We start from the raw sequence: 16,470 nt of genomic DNA on the forward strand, positions 1-16,470 counted from the left end.
CAAATGAATGAACCGATGGTCGAAGTTAGCAAGCAAGCCAAAGATATGGGGTTATTGATCCATGCTGCCAGTTTTGCCGGTTATGTGTTTCCGCTAGGAAGTGTTTTAGGCCCTTTAATTGTCTGGTTAATGAAGCGTGATGAATTTGAGTTTGCCAATCAATGCGGCAAGAACTGTCTTAATTTTAAATTGAGCTTAATGATATATGCCATGGTGTCAGCAATATTAATTTTGATTGGCGTGGGAGTAATACTATTAGCCGCTCTAGCATTGCTTGATATTATTTGTACTATTATCGCTATTGTTAAAGCCAACGATGGCATAGCTTACCAATATCCGCTCACTATCCGGTTTATTAAGTAACCCGAACTCGAAATAAAAACGCCACTCAAATGTGTGGCGTTTTTGTTAAAGCGATTTCTAAAGATATTACACTTTAAAGCGGGCTACTAAGACATCTAGTCGACTGGCTAACTGATTCAATGATTTACTCGCATTTGCAGCCGCGTGAGCGGTATCTGCTGTTCGTAGAGTGATATCGTTGATTTCAGTCACATTACGATTAATGTCTTCAACCACGGTAGATTGCTCTTCAGTGGCGGCAGCAACTTGAATGTTCATATCGCTAATTAGCGCAATACGTTCGCTAATACCACTTAACGACTGGCTTGCTTCATCGACAGCTGTAACACCTTCGAGTGAGCGGCTACGAGATTGCTCCATAGCATTAACTGCGCGACTGGTTTCTGATTGAAGCTTATCAATCATATTTTGCACTTGGTTGGTTGATGCAGCGGTGCGAGAAGCTAAGTTACGTACTTCATCTGCAACCACAGCAAAGCCTCGTCCAGCTTCTCCAGCGCGAGCGGCTTCAATCGCTGCGTTCAGTGCCAGTAAGTTGGTTTGCTCTGAAATGGCACGAATAACATCTAAAATACTGCCAATCGATTTAGTGTGTGTCGCTAACGACTCAATCACTTCACCGACTTGTTCAACGTCTTTAGACAATTGATTAATAGTCGAACGCGCTCGAGTGACCACTTTTTGGCCATCAACGGATTCAGTATCAGCATCACGAGCGGTGACAGCGGCTTGAGCTGCATTGCTAGCTATTTCGTTAACCGTAGCGCCCATTTCGTTAATGGCAGTAACAACCATGATGGTACGGTCTTTTTGTAACTGACTATCCGCTAATGTTTGATTAGATTGGTTTGATACATCAAGTGCCGATAAACCTAGTTGTTCGCTGGTTTTGGCAACTTCGACTACAGTATCTTGGATTTTGCTGATGAAGCTATTAAAGCCTCGGGCAAGCTGGGCAATTTCGTCATCGCCATTAACGGGTAATCTTTGGCGTAAATCACCTTCACCTTCACCAATGTTACGAAATAGCTCGGCAATATGTGCAATCGGACGGCTAACCGAACCCGCGACGGCAATTGAAATGGCAATAAATACCGCAGCGATCAGTACGGTCCATAATAATATCTGATAAGCCGACTCTTGTAGCAGGGCAAATACTTCTGCTTCAGGTACTTGAGCGACCAAGTACCAATCCATTGATTTAATGTAGCTACTGGCAATTAACATGTGCTGACCATCTACTTCTGCTTTAACTAAGTTAAAGTCATTTTTGTTTAGTAGCTGGTTAGTATTAGCGTTAGGGTAAAGGTTACTGAGTTTGCTTTTACCGATCTTACTCGTGTCTTGGTGCAGTTTGACGTCACCTTTAGTATCAACTAAATATACAAATCCGCTGTCTTCAATTTTAAATGAAGCCAGTAAATTAACCATATCATCTAACGATTTTGCTAGGCCTACCAAACCTCGACCATCAGGTTGTTGATAATTAATGTAAAGCTTAACATCACCGTTACTAGGCTCTGTGAATACATTCAGCATTCGCTCTTGCTTACTATCGCGATAGTCAAAAAACCAAGCATCTTGTTGTTGGTTTAATATGCGTAAAAACCCATCTTGGTTGTAGTAGGCCGCGGTTTCACGGTCGGCATAAGATGCTTGAGCTAAATCATATTGATTTTTTATGCTATTAAGTTCAGCTATAACAATTTTTTCTTGGTCTGCAGGTCGGCCATTTTCAAGCCATTCAAGCAACATTTTACTATTAGCTAGCTGTTCGCCTGCATTCATTAGGCTACTGATTTCGAGATCGATCTCGTTGCGAATTTGCATGAGCAAACTCGGCATTTCCGAGTTTAGCATCCGCTGCTCAACAACTTGTTTTGCACTTCGTTGACTTAATAATCCGACTAAGATCGTGGATAGCAATACAGCAACCGTCACGGTCAGTAATATTTTTTGCTTAATGGTAAGTGTATTCATCTACAACAGCCTCTTGGGAGTATCTCTATGGTATATCGGACACAATGGCAATAAATTGATAGTTATTTTGCTGCTAAGTTGATTCAGTCAGCAAAATAGCCTTTTGGTGTAGGTTGTTTTGATTTTATGTGGGTAATGATAGTCGATAAAACAAAAAAAACGCACCTATATTTAAGTGCGTTTTATTGACTGTGCCAATATTTTAACTATTGGTTCGCTTACATATTTGGATAGTTTGGCCCGCCGCCGCCTTCTGGTGTGACCCAGGTAATGTTTTGGCTTGGGTCTTTAATGTCACAAGTTTTACAGTGAATGCAATTTTGACCATTAATGACAAACTTTTTGTCGCCGGCTGCTTCAACAACTTCATAAACCCCGGCAGGACAGTAACGTTGCGCGGGTTCATCAAATTTAACTAAGTTAACCGATATTGGGATGCTTTGGTCTTTTAGATGTAAATGACACAGCTGATCTTCTTCATGAAAAGTATTCGACAGATATACCGACGATAACTTATCAAAACTCAACTTGCCGTCAGGTTTAGGATAGTCAATTTTATTGTAATCGCTAGCTAAGCCCATCGTGGCGTAATCTGGGGTCATGTCTCTAAACGTCACCGGAAACTTGCCACCAAACCAATTTTGGTCGATATAGTTAAAGGCGCCACCGATTAGCGTGCCAAACTTATGCATAGCAGGACCAAAGTTGCGCGAGCTATAAAGCTCTTCATGTAGCCAGCTTTTTTCGAAGCGGTCTTGGAAACAGTCGAGATCTTTGCCGCCTTCAAGCCCGGCAATTAAGCCTTCGCCTAAGGTTTTTGCCGCGATGATACCGCTTTTAATTGCCGTATGCGTGCCTTTGATTTTGGCAAAGTTAAGCGTACCCGCATTACAGCCAATGATTAAACCACCAGGAAAACTCATTTTAGGTAATGAATTTAAGCCGCCTTTGGCAAGGGCGCGAGCACCATAGGATAAGCGCTCACCGCCAGTTAATGTTTCGGCAATCACTGGGTGTGTTTTATAGCGTTGAAACTCATCAAATGGACTGAGATGAGGGTTTTTATAGTTTAAATCAATAATTAACCCTACAGCAACTTGGTTGTCTTCCATGTGGTACAGGAATCCACCACCAGATGAGCCATCCACGAGAGGCCAGCCACCGGTATGAACCACTTTACCCTGTTGATGTTGCTCTGCAGGGATTTTCCAAATTTCTTTAAAGCCTAAGCCATAATGCTGTGGCGTTTTACCATTGTCTAAATGGTATTTTTGGATCAGTTGCTTACCTAAATGGCCACGGCAGCCTTCTGAAAATACGGTGTATTTGGCATGCAATTCCATACCCGGCATATAGCTGTCTTTATGTTGACCATTTTCGCCAACACCCATATCACCGATTAAAATGCCTTTAACGCTGTTATCTTCATTAAACAGTAATTCACTGGCTGCAAAACCTGGGAAAATCTCTACGCCCATGGCTTCAGCTCGGTTGGCTAACCAGCGAGCTAAGTTACCCACACTAATAATGTAGTTACCATCATTGTGCATTGTTTTAGGCACTAAACTGTTGGGCATTAAGCGAGATTTTGTCTCTGAGTTTAGCAGGTAGATTTCGTCATGAGTGACTTTGGTAGTCAGCGGGATGTCTGAATCACGCCAATCATTAAATAATTCGTCCAGTACATCGGGTTCAAATACGGCACCCGATAAAATATGAGCACCAACCTCAGAGCCTTTTTCTACCACGCAAACAGTGATTTCTTTATCGGCATCTTTAGATATTTGCATTAAACGACAAGCGGTCGCCAAACCTGCAGGGCCAGCACCGACAATTACTACGTCGAACTCCATTGACTCGCGTTCCATCTTCTCACCTTTCAAAGTTTCCCGTTCATTGCGGGTTTATTGTTTTTTATAACGATTAAAATAAGTAAACGATCGTTTATCCTTTACTCACCTTACCGCAAAATGAACGTTTGTCACAGTGGCAAACTCAATCTTGTTAGCGTGAGTCGAGTCACAAATAGATAACGATATAGTCTTTCAAGCTAAGATATTCACCTAAAGGGGTATTTGTAAAACGGTATTTAGGCCTATAATTGGATCTGACGGTTCTCCGAGCTTTTTGCCCTACGTCAATGATATGGGCAGTTAGCCGTGGTAATTTTGCCACCGGGGTGAGTAAAGAAATGCACTCACCTCCCACACTTGGAAAGGTTAACATGTCCCAACTACAAGACAGCTTTGGTCGACGATTTCACTATTTGCGGATGTCAGTTACTGATGTTTGCAATTTCAAATGCACTTATTGTTTACCCGACGGTTATCGTCCGGATGGTAAACCTACCTTCTTAACCCTCAACGAGATTGAAAATCTGGTTGCCGGTTTCGGTGAGGTAGGCACACAAAAAGTTCGTATCACTGGTGGCGAGCCCACTCTACGCAAGGATTTCACAGATATTGTGCGGATCGTTGCCGACAATCCCAATATTAATACCGTAGCGATGACCACCAATGGGTACCGTTTACAGCAACATGCCAAAGAATGGTATGACGCAGGTTTACGGCGCATTAATGTGTCTGTTGATAGCTTAGATCCTAAAATGTTTTATCAAATTACTGGCGAAAATAAGTTCGACCAAGTAATGCGCGGTATTGACGCGGCTCTTGAAGCGGGTTTTGAGCGAGTTAAAGTCAATGCCGTATTATTGAAAGGCTTAAACGACAAAGATTTACCGCGTTTTTTACAGTGGATTAAAAACACGCCTATTGATTTACGTTTTATTGAATTAATGGAAACCGGTTTAGGTCACGACTACTTCAATGCGCATCATTTGGCGGGTGTAGACATTAAAAAACAACTTGAGCGAGAAGGCTGGTTATATGACTTGCCAAGTGTTGATGATGGTCCTGCGCAAAACTTCAGCCATGCAGATTATCAAGGTCGTATTGGATTAATTATGCCTTACGCCAAGAATTTCTGTGCCAGCTGTAACCGCTTACGAGTTTCTGCAAAGGGTAAATTACATTTATGTTTGTTTACTGAAAATGGCGTCGATTTACGCGATTTAATACAAAACCCTTCGCAGCGAGATGAATTAATTAGCCGCTTACACGGTCAATTAGCGCAGAAAAAAGAAACCCACTTTTTACATCAAGGCATTACAGGTGTGACTCAACACCTTGCCTCTATTGGTGGTTAAGCCGTTATTGAGTTAAACCGACTGACGCGGCAATACTTGTGACGCTCAGTCGATGGACATTGAATTTGATTAAGGCAGTAAAAAAGCATGAGCAATTGTTTTACCCATATTAACGCCGATGGCAATGCCCATATGGTCGATGTGACTGAAAAAGCCGTCACTGAGCGCGAAGCCCGCGCTGAAGCTTTTATTGATATGGCACCAGATACCTTAGCCATGATCATGAATGGCAGCCATCACAAAGGTGATGTATTTGCTACCGCACGTATTGCCGGTATTCAAGCGGCTAAGAAAACATCTGATTTGATCCCATTATGTCATCCTTTGATGCTGACTAAGGTGGAGGTGGAGCTTGAAGCTCAGCCTGAGCATAACCGCGTGCGCATTACCAGTTTGTGCAAGTTGTCGGGTAAAACCGGTGTTGAAATGGAAGCGCTAACCGCAGCTTCTGTGGCAGCCTTAACCATTTACGACATGTGTAAAGCCGTACAAAAAGACATGATTATTTCTCAAGTTCGTTTGCTTGAAAAACGCGGCGGGAAATCGGGTCATTTTAAAGTCTAATTCGGCCATTACGAACTAACATAAACCCAATATTTGTTATGAATAAATGCATTGAGAGACCACTATGATCCAAGTGTTATTTTTTGCGCAAATCCGTGAGTTATTAGGCACCGCTAAAGTTGAACACAGTGGCGATAATATTGATACTGCAGAAGCATTACGTGCAGCGCTTGCCGCTACTGATGATAAATGGGCCAAAGTGTTGGCATCAGACAAATTGCTGGTGGCGATTAATCAAACCATGAGTCAGTGGGATTCACCGGTAAATGATGGCGATGAAGTGGCCTTTTTCCCTCCAGTCACAGGGGGATAACATGGAACATCATAGCAACCAAATTGTTGTACGAGTCCATACGGAAGACTTTAGTGTCGCTGATGAATACGCCTTACTTGCCTGTGATAATCAGGACGGTGCCGTGGTTAATTTTGTTGGCAAAGTACGAGACTTTAATGATGGCAGCGCTGTAACTGACTTAACCCTCGAACATTATCCTGGTATGACTGAATCAGTATTACTGCAGATTAGCCAACAGGCTTGTGAACGTTGGCCTTTAAATAAAGTGACGATTATTCATCGAGTGGGTACGTTGTCGCTTGGTGAGCAAATTGTGTTTATTGGTGTGACTAGCGCTCATCGTAAAGCGGCTTTTGCGGCATGTGAGTTTTTAATCGATTTTTTAAAAACGAAAGCGCCTTTTTGGAAGCTTGAAGCAGGTGATACTGGCGCTAAGTGGGTTGAAGCGCGTGATAGCGATCAGCAAGCAGCCAAAATGTGGCAAAAGTAATCGTCTATATGGCTCGTACATAGCAAGGATAAACCCTCAATGTCTTTCATTAACGCCAACATTACTCAGCGTTCATACTCATATCTGCCCCGATTCCGGGCTGGCGCTATCGCATTATTCTTTGCCATTGTTAGTACTGTAGGGTTTAGTTCTTTAAGTGTCGCGAGTGATGCTCCTGCGATTGCTGCGGCTGCCAACATAAAATTTGCAGTAGACGAGATAGCGATACGTTTTCAGCAGCAAACCGGTTTGGCTCTGCGGATCAGTTATGGTTCTTCGGGTAATTTTGTCACCCAAATTCAGCATGGTGCACCGTTTGAGATGATGCTCAGTGCCGATGAAGATTATATTGAGCGGTTACATCAAGCGGGCTTTACCCAAAATGATGGCGTTGTTTATGCCATCGGTCGGCTTGCTCTTGCTGCACCTAAGAAGTCGCCGTTAATTTTAGATCCTGAGTTAGTTGGGTTAGCGCAATTAATCGCCGATGGAAAGGTGTCTCGTTTTGCAATAGCAAATCCTGATCATGCTCCCTATGGTGAACGTGCGCGTGAAGTCCTTAAAGCGAAAGGTTTGTGGGACGCACTGCAACCTAAACTGATTTTAGGTGAAAATGCTTCACAAGCTGCCCAATTTACCATTAGTGGATCGACTCAAGGTGGTATTGTGCCGTTATCATTGGTGCTATCTCCTGAATTTACCAAGCGTGGTAACTATGTGGTTATCCCTGATTCGCTATATCAACCGCTTAATCAACGGATGGCATTAATGCCTAATGCATCTGAAACTGCGGAGCGATTTTATCAATACATGCAATCAGCAGATGCACAGGAAGTATTAACTCAATTTGGGTTTAATTTACCCAAACCTGCTGTTAAGAAGGCTGATTAATGGATTGGCAAGCTCTGTGGCTGTCGGTCAAACTGAGTTGTTTTACCGTAGTATTGTTAATTCCGTTGGCCATTATTGTCGGGCGGGCGTTGGCATATCGCCAATTTAAAGGTAAATCATGGCTTGAAGCTTTGATCATGGTGCCGTTAGTGTTACCGCCAACAGTCATTGGTTATTACCTGCTAGTAGGGTTAGGTAATCAGAGCATGATTGGTCAATGGGTTGAGCAGTTAACCGGCCAACAATTGGTGTTTCATTTCTCAGGATTGGTAATCGCTTCCATTATCGTCAATATTCCCTTTGCGGTTCAGCCTATTCAACGTGCTTTTGAAACCATTCCTATCGATATTCGTGATGCCGCAGCTTGCTGTGGCATGAGTCGATTACGGATATTTTTTCGAATAGAATTACCTATGATATGGCCTGGTGTATTAACGGCCGTTGTACTGTGTTTTTCCCATGTATTGGGCGAATTTGGTGTGGTGTTGATGTTGGGCGGTAACATTGCCGGTGAAACCAAAACCATTTCAATAGCGATTTATGATAGTGTGCAGGCATTCGATTTCGATTCTGCAGGAATGATGTCTTTGGTATTATTGTTGTTTGCGGTGAGTGCGTTAGCGCTCACTACAAGTATGTCGAAGCGCTTAGGAGGGCATCGTGGTGCCTCACAACGCTGACCTTATATGTGATATTTCACAAACATTGCCCATTCCATTGGAAGCTCACTTCAGTTGTCGGGCTGGTGAAGTGCTAGCCGTAGTTGGCCCTTCTGGTGGCGGTAAAACCACCTTACTGAGAATGATTGCCGGTTTGAGTCTACCTCAACGGGGCCACATTCATTGTGGTGATAGATTATGGTTTGATGCAGAGCAGTCTATTTCGTTAACTCCCCAGCAGCGACACATCGGTTATATGCCACAGCATTTTGGCCTGTTTCCACATTTATCGGCACTCGACAATGTTATTTCTGGGCTCGATCATGTGCCGAAAGAATTACGAAAGCAACGAGCGTTAGATTGGCTAGAACGTGTCAATTTACATGGGTTGCCTGATCGCTTACCCGCACAATTGTCTGGTGGACAACGTCAACGAGTTGCGCTTGCCCGTGCTCTCGCGCGTGAGCCGGCGATCCTACTGTTAGATGAACCCTTTTCTGCGGTAGACCGAGAAACCCGCGAACGCTTGTATATTGAGTTAGCTCGCTTAAAGCAGCAATTGTCTATTCCCGTGGTCATGGTAACGCATGACATCCATGAGGCATTGTTACTGGCCGATAAGATGATACTGATCAGTCAGGGGCAAATGCTGCAACAAGGCAAACCATTTGAGGTACTATCTCATCCTAATAACGAAGCGGTTGCACGGCAAATGGGCTTGAGGAATATTTTTGACGGTCAAGTCGTATCGCAAGATATTGAACGTAATATGACCCAATTTACACTAGGTGATGAATTGATTGTCAGCGACAGTGCACCAACATTAACTGTCGGCCAATCTATCCGTTGGGTTATTCCAAATCAAGGTATTCGCTTTAACGCCATTAGCAGCGGTCGTCTGTGTAAAAGCTTAAATAAATTAGAAGTACTAATTGAATCTGTGTTGGTGATGGGTGAATCATCACGAGTGATAGCGTCAGTTGTAGGCATTGGATCCATTATCAATGCAGACGTGCCGACACATTTAGTGCATAAGTTAGCCTTAGCGCCAGGGGTGCAAACGACTATTGCGCTTAAGTCCGATCAAATTCATATTTTAAGTGCACAGTCTGAACTCGGATAACCAAGGTTAAATAATCATTTTTACTGCTCAGAATGTCAGATTTCTGATAATAAACCGGTGATTGATGTTTGAATAAGGCCATTTAGCGACCTAAATAGCGCATTTGATATAAAACCTTCCCATTTGTGCTGATTTGTATAGGTTTACCCGCTCTCACATTTCTAAAAAATGTTGTGTCATGACAGCCCATCTCACTGAAAAATGGTATTTATGATCAATTATTAATCTTAGATTTCTTGGGACTTTGGCTGCTCTTAGGTAGAGTAGGCGTGTGATAGAATTTTCAATTATATAGAGGCTTGTGATGGTTCGGTTGCTGCTAGCAATATGCTTTCTTCCTTGTGCCGTGATGGCCACACCATCTATGCACTCTTTATTGATCAATGGCGACTTTTTAAAGCCAATAACGGTCATGGAACAATTAGAGCAACAAGACGAAGGCACCATATGTGACTTTGATGTTGATGTTGAAGAAGGTTTGTTGGTGTATAAGATTTCTATGGTTAACGTAGAGACTCACCGAATCAATAAATACGAATACCGAGCCTTAGACGGTACATTATTAACTGAAAAATCGTCTGCTTATGCCTCTGATGATATTGGCCAAGTTAATGCGGCAAAAATGCTGCAAGCTAAGCATATGAAGTTTTCAGAATTAGTGACCCTCGCGATTGAAAACCAACAAGGATATTTAACACAGGCGGAATTGGACCACGATTTATCAATTAGTTATCTCGAACTAAAGTTACTCAATCAAGATAGTAGAAATACTATTGCTTTCGATATTGAGACTCTACGTCCACTACCTTTGCTCAAATGGGATTAAAGACTCTATGACTATGCGTATTTTATTGGTTGAAGATGATGCTACTACGTTAAAGTATGTAGCCGACGGATTTACGGCTCAGAAATATCAAGTTGATAGCGCGACTGATGGTCAAGAAGGCCTCACGTTAGCCAAGCATAACCAATATGATTTACTGATCCTCGATCGCATGTTACCAAAGCTAGACGGCTTAACATTATTGTCTGCTCTGCGTACCAGTGGTAATAAAACACCAGTACTTATTTTATCGGCATTAAGTCATGTTGACGAGCGTGTAAAAGGTTTACGTGCGGGCGGTGATGACTACATGACCAAGCCATTTGCCTTTGCAGAATTGTTAGTCCGTGCAGAAAAACTTGCGCAACGTAACGTGGTTGAACCGGCTGCCACCGAAATTGAAGTGGGCAGTTTAAAGATGGAATTATTAACCCGTAAAGTCACCCTTGACGATAGCGAGTTAATGCTACAACCAAAAGAATTTCAATTGCTTAAGTATTTGATGGAGCATCCTAATCAAGTGATTAGCCGCACATTATTATTTGAAGCTGTATGGGACTACCATTTTGATCCTCGCACCAATGTGATTGATGTGCATATTGCCAAGTTACGTCGCAAGTTTGAAGAGCTTGGGCATGGTGAGTTAATTGAAACCGTTAGAGGGGCTGGATATCGCCTTTGTAAAAGGCATTAAGCCTTACCAAAGTAGTGCGTGGCGGATCACGCTGATCTTCTCGACATTAGTAACCATACTCATTGTTATGTTGGTGCTTAGTCTCTATAGACAGTTAGTGATCGAGCAACAAAATCAAGTAGATAAACATCTAGCTGCAGAAATGCAGCGCTATCAACAGTTAGCATTAACGGTTAACCGTCGCAGTTTTGCGGCTCAAATTCGTGCTGCCGATCCTAAAACTGCACTGATTGCCTGGCGCAACAGTGTAGATATGGTGGGCGCATTGACTTTCTTACCCGAAAATATGCCACAACTGCCTGAAACGAAAGATTTCCCTATCTTTACTGGTGGTCCAGATAAACTGCATATTCTTACTGGTGGCTTAGTTATCACCCGTTATGGCCCAGTATTAATTGCTACACGTACCGATCAACTCGCGGCTTTAATCGAGAAGTTTATTAACGCTGCATTTTGGGCCGTTGCATTCACTTTAGGGCTCACGCTAGCGTTAGGGTATATTTTCTCAAAAGCCATTTTGAGACGACTGGTCGAATACAACCGTTTGAGTGAACAGATTGAAGCTGGACACTATGAAACCCGTCTGCCAGTAAGCGAAAGCCAAGATGAATTTGACATGCTGGCACGGCAATTTAATTTAGTACTCGACACCTTAGAGCAAAACTTACGAGCCGTTCGCGGGGTGACCGATAACATTGCCCATGATTTACGCACGCCATTATCGCATTTGCGCATTGGTATTGAGCTATTGTCGCAAAAACCTACAGCTGAACTTGCCGATGCCACTGCTGAGTTACTCGAAGAGTTAGATCACTGTTTGGGAACTTTCGATGCCATGTTATCGTTAACGCGCATCGAAGAAGGTCAGCAAACGCTTGATTTACAGCCGGTGAGTTTACAGCAAATCTGCCAAGATTTATTTGAAATGGCTGAGGTGATTGCCGAGAGTCACGACCAAGTATTGAGTATTAGTCTAGCAGATGATGTTCACGTGAATGGCGATAAGTATTTGTTGTTTCAGGCATTATTTAATCTAGTGGATAACGCGATAAAGTATTCACCTAATGGCGCCACGATTAATATTATTCAACACGGTAAACACATTCAAATTAGTGATAATGGACCGGGTATTATTGACGAGGATAAAGAGCGTGTATTCGATCGCTTAGTGCGTTTAGACCCTAGCCGCCATTACAAAGGCACTGGTTTAGGATTATCGATGGTAAAGGCTATTCTATCGCGTCACAAAGCGACGATTTCACTACTCGATAATAACCCTGGTTTACTCGTGAGTATTCACTTTAAATAACCTCGCAAGCCTCCCATTTAATCGTTGTTGGATAATATATGTACCAAGTGATCAGTGATCAAACAGACTTTATTGTCATCAGTAAATCCGTGAATGTTCATTTTCATAGCCAAGATGGCAATGCTGGAGTGATTGCACAGGCTGAGGCTGATTTAGGTTATAAGCTTTACCCTGTTCATCGGCTCGATACACCGACTTCCGGTTTACTGATTGTGGCTAAATCCCCTCAGGCTGCAAATGTGTTTACCAAAATGTTTACTGAGCATAAAGTTCAAAAATATTATTTGGCGATAGCTTGTGGTAAACCTAAAAAGAAACAAGGCTTGATTATTGGCGATATGGCTAAGTCGCGTCGCAGTATGTATAAGTTACTGCGAACCACAGAAAACCCTGCAGTGACACAGTTTTTTAGTCAGAGTATTGCCTCTGGTATGCGGATGTATTTACTAAAACCGCTGAGTGGCAAAACCCATCAATTAAGAGTGGCCTTAGCCAGTATTGGTGTGCCTATTTTAGGCGATAAACTCTATGGTGATGAGCTGAGCGATAGATGTTATTTACATGCCTATAGTTTGCATTTTACCTTTCTAGAGCAGGTTTATTGTTTCCAGCAACTGCCTCAGTTTGGTAAGCAGTTTTTGTTACCTGAGTGCCAACAACTTATGATGAACCAATGGCAATCACCGAATGACTTATCGTGGCCTAGTAAAGACTAATCTCTGCCTATTACTCCTATCAGAGGTAAACTTAAGCTGCTGTCTCAATGCAATTACGGCCCGCTTTTTTTGCGCTATACATGGCTTTGTCGGCTCGCGCTAGAATATGCTTAATTGGTGTGTCTGGTGTGACAATCGCACAACCGATACTAGCAGTAATGGCAAGTTTATTTTCCCCTGTATCAATAATAAGGTCGGCAAGTACTTGCTGGCATCGTGAAGCCATTTGATGAGCTTGTTCTAGAGTGCAGTTTGGTAATAAAATCAGAAACTCTTCGCCGCCATAACGGCATAAAAAATCGTCATTCCGAATAACATTATTAATAGCATTCGCTGATTTCTCCAGCACAATATCCCCCATAGCATGACCCCAATTATCATTAATCGCTTTAAAGTGGTCTAAATCGATTAAGAGGATGCAGTAAGGTATGTTGGAAGTGTGCCAACTACTGTGGATGTGTTGTAATTGCTTATCAAGAGAATGACGATTCCAAATACCGGTAAGAGCATCACGGTTGGCAAGGGTGAGGATTTTTGTCACGAGCTTGTTGATGGAGTTACCCACAATTAAAATGTTAACAAGTAATATCAGTATGATATATACCCATAGTGTCGGTTTAGCATCAGCCGTGTTTAAGGTGGCAAAAACAGTGATTTTGTCTGGAAAAAATAACAGTATGATGGGCCTTAGTAGAAATAAACAGCCAATTAATGCTATTGGGATAACTAACCAGTTGGTAGCAAAAGCCGTAAATGTATCTCTAAATGCGTGTAAATGATCTCGAGCTAGCCCAAAAAATAATATTGATGCCGCTAAAGATAAAATAGAGACCAAATAAACGGCTTCTGTGCGCTGTGGTGTGACCAAAAGCATCAATATCGCCGCCATAGTGATGACGGTTAAATCGAATAATTTGCTACTGGGTAATCTGTATAGTCTTTGTGCACCCCAGCGAAGAGTACTCAGTCCAAGTAAGATCATTACATCAGCCGTGAACCAATAAAGGTAACTAGGTTGGTCTGTTCGTTGGGTGTAAAGCAACATGCCAATCAGTACGCATAAATTTGCTAATGAAAAATGAATACTTGCCTTAGGTGCAACTCTCATTGGATAAGCCATAACCCACCAAGAGGCGGTTGCTGCAGCTGCGAGTAAACACAATACTTGCATTAATATTTGTGTGGATTCATGTTCCGTCATAAAGATGCATATAAAGGTAATTTCTTATTAAATATGCCATTGAGGCTAGTGTAAAAATTTTTTAATGGCAATATTTTAGTTTAATGTTTTCTATTTAACGTTAATTTAATTAACTGATGGTGGAAATCAATAAGATGGATTTACTTAAAATTTATGATGGCCAATGCTATTTTTTGTAACAAGCCTCTCTGGCAAGCCCTGGTCACTAGATAGCTAAATAAAAGCGTTTATTATCTAGAATAGATTTTTAGGCTGTTATTGGTTAAAGATGATGATGTGCATTATGAATTCTATGTTTGAGTTGATTACAGTTGCTGTGTTGACTTAACAGTTGATTCTTCCATTGAATCCATTGAGCAAATTGTATTGCGGCCTTTACTTTTAGCAAGGTACATAGCGTCGTCAGCGAGTTGTAATAATTGTTCAATACTGAGGTGGGTTTTACAGGTAGCATAACCAATGCTGAGAGTGGTATTGATATGGGTCTTCTGCCATAAAACCGTATTTTCATTGATTTTTTGCTGTACTTTTTCGGCCACTATTTGAGCTTCTTTTTTATTGGTTAATGGCAGTATGATTAAAAACTCCTCACCACCATAACGGCAAATGAAATCAATTTTCCTCAATGATTGTTGTAATATGTCGGCGGTATTCTTGAGCACCAAGTCACCCGCTAAATGACCGTAGGTGTCGTTAATGCGTTTGAAGTGGTCTAAGTCGAGTACCATTAAACTATATGCCAACCCATTTCGAAGCCATAGGGCGTCAACTTCTTCGAGCTTGTTCAATAAAGAGTGCCTGTTCCATAAGCCCGTTAGCTGATCTTTATTGGCTAATCTGGCGACCTTGTAAACTAAGCGCGTCAGCGCATTACCAAACAATACTAGGTTAGTGAGTAGCAGTAATATGATGTAGCTCCACATGACTAACGATGAGTTAAGCTTGTCTGCTGCTGAAATGTTGGCAAGTTCATCGGGAAAAAGCAATAAAACCCCTGCGCGAATGATAAACAGTAAGCCAATGGTGAAAAAAGGCACGTTAATCAACGCCGCATAATACAGCGGTAAGTGTTTTTTTACCGCCCGAAAATTATCAATACCACTAAGGGTGATGAACGTTGCTGCGGTAATACTCATTACAATAACTAAGTAGACTGCATAGGTCAGGGATGGTGGGACCAACAGCATTAATAATGCGGTGGTTGCCAGCAATATCAGATCAAATCGGTAAGATAAAGGCTGTTTAAATAAATGTTGGCAGCCCCAACGCACTAGAGCAAACCCCACAAGTATTGTCATGTCTGCCACAAACCAGTATAAATAGTTAATTGCTTCAGTACGTTGGGTATAAAGCAAAATGCCAATAAGAGTACAAATATTGGTAGCGGCGAAACACCAACTGGCTTTAGGTGCGATGCGTAATAGACTGGCAAGCAATGTCCAAGCTATGGCGCAACTTACTGCGATTAAGCTAAAGAATTGAACAAAAATAATACTTTGGTTATGTTCCATATGACTCATTAGTATCGTGAATAAGACTATTCCATAATTTGATATCAAAAGTGTAGCTAGAATAATAGGCTAATTGTCCTAGTTAACAAATTGTATCGTATACTATTTTTATAATAACTTTAGCTAAATTAATCAACTTAAATAAGGTAACTAAAATGGATTCTAATAAATTATTACTGGTGATTATTGCGATTTTACTGCCGCCTGTAGCAGTTTTGCTCAAAAAAGGCATGGGTAAAGACTTATTAATAAATATCTTATTATGTATTTTCTTTTTTGTACCAGGGCTTGTTCATGCTTTGTGGGTAGTCTTACAAGAATAATGTTTAATACCCTATGCTATTGATGTTGTTTGGTCACTGATAAGCTGGAATCTATAGGGTTTTAATCAGTTTGAGATTATAATTACCTCGTAGAAATGCTATCAAGTGACCAATATGAACCGTAAAAAGAAAATTAATCAAACTCTGAAAGCTAAAGCAAAAAAAGCCAATGCTAAGCTGCATGCTGCTAATAAATCGCCTTATATTGCCAAAGCAGAACGTGCACAGCTTGCCCAAGCTCAATTGGTTATAGCGCCAACAGCCGATTTAGCTGATAGCGCATTAAGCGACTCTGGCGCTGTACATTCGCCAGCACTGTAACA

Annotated in this window: 18 protein-coding genes and 1 riboswitch; of the genes, 14 read left to right on the top strand and 4 right to left on the bottom strand. The window is 41.8% G+C overall.

Annotated features, from left to right (window positions below; genetic code table 11):
* The first annotated feature begins 15 nt into the window (after positions 1-15).
* Positions 16-363 (top strand): DUF4870 domain-containing protein, encoded by a 348-nt coding sequence (locus AAEY94_RS17440; RefSeq protein ID WP_350979405.1) that lies wholly within the window; start codon positions 16-18, stop codon positions 361-363.
* Positions 364-429: 66 nt separating this feature from the next.
* On the opposite strand, the gene AAEY94_RS17445 is transcribed toward AAEY94_RS17440, so the two are convergent.
* Entirely contained in the window at positions 430-2,343 is a 1,914-nt protein-coding gene (locus tag AAEY94_RS17445; protein WP_162022001.1) for a methyl-accepting chemotaxis protein, read from the bottom strand.
* A gap of 218 nt (positions 2,344-2,561) precedes the next feature.
* Entirely contained in the window at positions 2,562-4,211 is a 1,650-nt protein-coding gene (locus AAEY94_RS17450; protein ID WP_350979364.1) for an electron transfer flavoprotein-ubiquinone oxidoreductase, read from the bottom strand.
* Positions 4,212-4,447: 236 nt separating this feature from the next.
* Positions 4,448-4,580: riboswitch (molybdenum cofactor riboswitch) on the top strand.
* Between AAEY94_RS17450 and moaA the strand changes: the two genes are divergently transcribed.
* The 11 genes from moaA to AAEY94_RS17505 all read left to right on the top strand — a co-directional run bounded on the left by moaA (position 4,568) and on the right by AAEY94_RS17505 (position 13,112).
* On the top strand, positions 4,568-5,548 hold the full coding sequence (moaA, locus tag AAEY94_RS17455; protein WP_101087429.1) for a GTP 3',8-cyclase MoaA: 981 nt from the start codon (positions 4,568-4,570) through the stop codon (positions 5,546-5,548). It overlaps the preceding riboswitch by 13 nt.
* 87 nt (positions 5,549-5,635) lie before the next feature.
* Entirely contained in the window at positions 5,636-6,112 is a 477-nt protein-coding gene (gene moaC, locus AAEY94_RS17460; protein WP_101087428.1) for a cyclic pyranopterin monophosphate synthase MoaC, read from the top strand.
* Positions 6,113-6,176: 64 nt separating this feature from the next.
* Entirely contained in the window at positions 6,177-6,425 is a 249-nt protein-coding gene (gene moaD, locus AAEY94_RS17465; protein WP_011635576.1) for a molybdopterin synthase sulfur carrier subunit, read from the top strand.
* A 1-nt stretch (position 6,426) separates the two neighbouring features.
* Positions 6,427-6,897, top strand: a complete 471-nt coding sequence (gene moaE, locus AAEY94_RS17470; protein WP_101087427.1) for a molybdopterin synthase catalytic subunit MoaE — start codon at positions 6,427-6,429, stop codon at positions 6,895-6,897.
* A gap of 39 nt (positions 6,898-6,936) precedes the next feature.
* A complete protein-coding gene (gene modA / locus AAEY94_RS17475; protein ID WP_350979367.1) occupies positions 6,937-7,788 on the top strand; it encodes a molybdate ABC transporter substrate-binding protein in 852 nt (283 codons plus the stop codon).
* Complete coding sequence (gene modB, locus AAEY94_RS17480) at positions 7,788-8,468, top strand: molybdate ABC transporter permease subunit (RefSeq protein WP_101087425.1); 681 nt, start codon at positions 7,788-7,790, stop codon at positions 8,466-8,468. The genes modA and modB overlap by 1 nt, the downstream gene beginning before the upstream one ends.
* Positions 8,449-9,570 (top strand): ABC transporter ATP-binding protein, encoded by a 1,122-nt coding sequence (locus AAEY94_RS17485; protein ID WP_101087424.1) that lies wholly within the window; start codon positions 8,449-8,451, stop codon positions 9,568-9,570. Before modB ends, AAEY94_RS17485 begins: the two co-directional genes overlap by 20 nt.
* 349 nt (positions 9,571-9,919) lie before the next feature.
* Entirely contained in the window at positions 9,920-10,396 is a 477-nt protein-coding gene (locus AAEY94_RS17490) for a hypothetical protein (protein WP_242445167.1), read from the top strand.
* Positions 10,397-10,409: 13 nt separating this feature from the next.
* A complete protein-coding gene (locus AAEY94_RS17495; RefSeq protein WP_041413271.1) occupies positions 10,410-11,087 on the top strand; it encodes a response regulator transcription factor in 678 nt (225 codons plus the stop codon).
* 67 nt (positions 11,088-11,154) lie between these two features.
* Positions 11,155-12,396, top strand: coding sequence for a sensor histidine kinase (locus tag AAEY94_RS17500; protein ID WP_101087467.1), 1,242 nt, complete (start codon positions 11,155-11,157; stop codon positions 12,394-12,396).
* A gap of 38 nt (positions 12,397-12,434) precedes the next feature.
* Positions 12,435-13,112: a TIGR01621 family pseudouridine synthase gene (locus AAEY94_RS17505; RefSeq protein WP_350979370.1), complete on the top strand. Its 678-nt coding sequence runs from the start codon at positions 12,435-12,437 to the stop codon at positions 13,110-13,112.
* 31 nt (positions 13,113-13,143) lie between these two features.
* Here the strand turns inward: AAEY94_RS17505 and AAEY94_RS17510 are convergent, their stop codons facing one another.
* Positions 13,144-14,313, bottom strand: coding sequence for a GGDEF domain-containing protein (locus tag AAEY94_RS17510; protein WP_182744151.1), 1,170 nt, complete (start codon positions 14,311-14,313; stop codon positions 13,144-13,146).
* 305 nt (positions 14,314-14,618) lie between these two features.
* Positions 14,619-15,824: a GGDEF domain-containing protein gene (locus AAEY94_RS17515; RefSeq protein WP_157822802.1), complete on the bottom strand. Its 1,206-nt coding sequence runs from the start codon at positions 15,822-15,824 to the stop codon at positions 14,619-14,621.
* Between the two features lie 155 nt (positions 15,825-15,979).
* On the opposite strand from AAEY94_RS17515, the gene AAEY94_RS17520 reads away from it, so the two are divergent.
* Positions 15,980-16,147, top strand: coding sequence for a YqaE/Pmp3 family membrane protein (locus tag AAEY94_RS17520; protein WP_011635586.1), 168 nt, complete (start codon positions 15,980-15,982; stop codon positions 16,145-16,147).
* Between the two features lie 114 nt (positions 16,148-16,261).
* Positions 16,262-16,468, top strand: coding sequence for a DUF2986 domain-containing protein (locus AAEY94_RS17525; protein WP_101087419.1), 207 nt, complete (start codon positions 16,262-16,264; stop codon positions 16,466-16,468).
* The last annotated feature ends 2 nt before the right edge of the window (positions 16,469-16,470 follow it).

It is taken from the genome of Shewanella sp. AC34-MNA-CIBAN-0136 (genome assembly GCF_040309945.1).
GTDB lineage: Bacteria > Pseudomonadota > Gammaproteobacteria > Enterobacterales > Shewanellaceae > Shewanella.